At 40.4% G+C, this 2,693-nt stretch carries 2 protein-coding genes; both read left to right on the plus strand.

Annotated elements, in window-relative coordinates:
* The coding region (locus A0F92_RS15340) for a discoidin domain-containing protein (RefSeq protein WP_253810537.1) at positions 1-1,055 on the plus strand (1,055 nt) is incomplete at its 5' end.
* A 25-nt stretch (positions 1,056-1,080) separates the two neighbouring features.
* Positions 1,081-2,693: glycoside hydrolase family 3 N-terminal domain-containing protein (locus tag A0F92_RS15345; RefSeq protein ID WP_068248351.1), on the plus strand; the 1,613-nt coding region annotated here is incomplete at its 3' end.

The raw sequence follows: 2,693 nt of genomic DNA on the forward strand, positions 1-2,693 counted from the left end.
GTACTGAATTTAGTGGCTATGCTGATGGTGTGGTTGTGGGTGAACATCCTTTAGGTCCTTTTACGCCACAATCTGATCCGCTTTCATTTAAACCCGGAGGTTTTGCCCGTGGTGCCGGTCATGGCAGCACTTTTCAGGATGCATGGAATAACTGGTGGCATGTTTCAACCATGGTTATTAGTGTTAAAAACAATTTTGAAAGAAGGTTGGGAATATGGCCTGCCGGTTTTGATAAAGATGATGTGATGTATTGTAACACTTCATTTGGCGATTATCCACATTATTTACCCAATGTAATTAAAAATAGTAACCATGCTACTTTAAACGGTAGTGGCTTTACGGGATGGATGTTGCTGAATTACAACAAACCTGTTCAGGTATCTTCAACATTGGGTGCGTTTGAGCCGAATAATGCTGTAGATGAAAATATTAAAACTTACTGGAGTGCGGCTACAGGCAATAAGGGTGAATGGATTCAAACAGATTTGGGAGCATTGGATTTAGTATTTGCTATTCAGATTAATTATGCTGATCAGGATGTAGATAGTAATTTTTTGGGTAAACAATCAGGCACTTTTCATCAATATAAATTGTATCAGTCTGCGGATGGTAAAAACTGGTCAATATTAGTAGATAAATCTACTAACCAAACCGATATTCCGCATGAATATGTAGAGTTGCCTCGTCCGGTTAAAACTCGCTACATTAAATTAGAAAACATACATATGCCTACGGGAAAATTTGCCATTAGTGGATTGCGTGTTTTTGGAAAAGGAATGGGTAGTGTTCCCGATTCTGTTAAAAACTTTATTGTTTTACGAACAGAAAAAGACAAGCGGAGTGCCTGGCTGAAATGGCAAACCGTTAATAATGCCTATGCATATAATATTTATTTTGGAACACAGCCTGATAAGCTTTACAATTCAATTATGGTATATAACCAAAATGAGTATTGGTACAAAGGAATGGATAAAAAAAAGTCTTACTATTTTTCTATTGAAGCCATCAACGAAAATGGTATTTCAAAAGCAACAAAGCCTGTTCTTGTAAAATAAATCTGCTTAACCTAAATAAAACAGTATGAAAAAAACTTATTTATTATTGACTGCTTTAATTGTGTTCAGTTATACCGCCATTGCACAAGCTGTACCTGCTGCTGCTAAAATGAATCAATTCATTGATCAATTAATGCAAAAAATGACCCTAGATGAAAAAATAGGTCAGCTAAATTTATTAACCCCCGGAGGTGGTATTCCCACCGGCGCTGTTGTTAGCACCGATGTAGAAGCTAAAATTAAAAACGGACAGGTGGGTGGTTTATTTGGTGTAATTGGCGCTGAAAAAGTATTGCAGGCACAACGGCTTGCAGTTGAAAAATCTAGATTACATATTCCTTTAATATTTGGTTCTGACGTAATTCACGGACATAAAACAACTTTTCCCATTCCATTAGGACTGGCTTGTAGTTGGGATACTATTTTGATTAAACAAACAGCCCGTGCCGCTGCTGAAGAAGCTACTGCCGATGGATTAAGCTGGGCATTTTCTCCAATGGTAGATATTTGCCGCGATCCCCGCTGGGGCCGCATTGCTGAAGGTGCAGGCGAAGACCCTTTTTTAGGTAGTGCCATTGCCGCTGCGATGGTTCGCGGATATCAAAGCAATAATCTTCGGCAGGATAACACCGTTATGGCTTGTGTGAAACATTTTGCATTATATGGCGCTGCTGAAGGGGGCCGCGATTACAATACAGTTGACATGAGTAGGATAAGAATGTACAATGACTATTTGCCGCCCTATAAAGCAGCTATTGATGCCGGTGCAGGTAGTGTGATGAGTTCATTCAATGTAATTGATGATATTCCGGCAACGGGTAACCGTTGGTTGTTAACTGATTTATTACGCAATCAATGGAATTTTAATGGGTTTGTAGTAAGCGACTATACTTCTGTGAATGAAATGGAAGCACATGGGTTGGGTAACTTGCAACAGGTATCTGCATTGGCTTTAAAAGCCGGATTAGATATGGATATGGTGGGTGAGGGATTTTTAACCACACTAAAAAAATCATTGCAGGAGGGGAAAATAACGATGCGTGACATCAATAATGCTTGCAGAAGAGTGCTGGAAGCCAAATACAAACTGGGTTTATTTGAAAATCCATATCGGAATGTTTCTACTGAAAGAGCCGCCACTACTATTTTATCGCCCGATAAACTGGCGCTGTCAAGAAAAGCAGCAGCCAAAGCATGTGTGCTGCTAAAAAATGATAAAACGATTTTGCCTTTACAACATACCGGTACCATTGCCTTGGTTGGTCCTTTGGCTGATAGCCGAAGAAATATGCTGGGCACCTGGAGTGTTTCCGGTGACTGGCATCATGCAGTTACTTTGAAGGAAGGAATGGAAAATGTGGCCGGCCAACAGGTGAAAATTGTTTATGCCAAAGGCGCTAATATTTCAGATGATAGCCTCTTCAATAAAAAAGTGAATGTATTTGGACCTGAAATTGAAATGGGGCCTGCTACTTCTGATGTGATGATTCAGGAAGCGGTAGCCGCAGCATTACAGGCCGATGTGGTAGTGGCTGCATTAGGCGAAGCAGCCGATATGTCCGGAGAATCATCCAGCAGGGCAGATATTGGTTTACCTGAAAGCCCGCAACGCTTGTTAACTGCTTTGGTGCATACCGG

It is taken from the genome of Hydrotalea flava (assembly GCF_001623405.1).
Lineage (GTDB): Bacteria > Bacteroidota > Bacteroidia > Chitinophagales > Chitinophagaceae > Hydrotalea > Hydrotalea flava.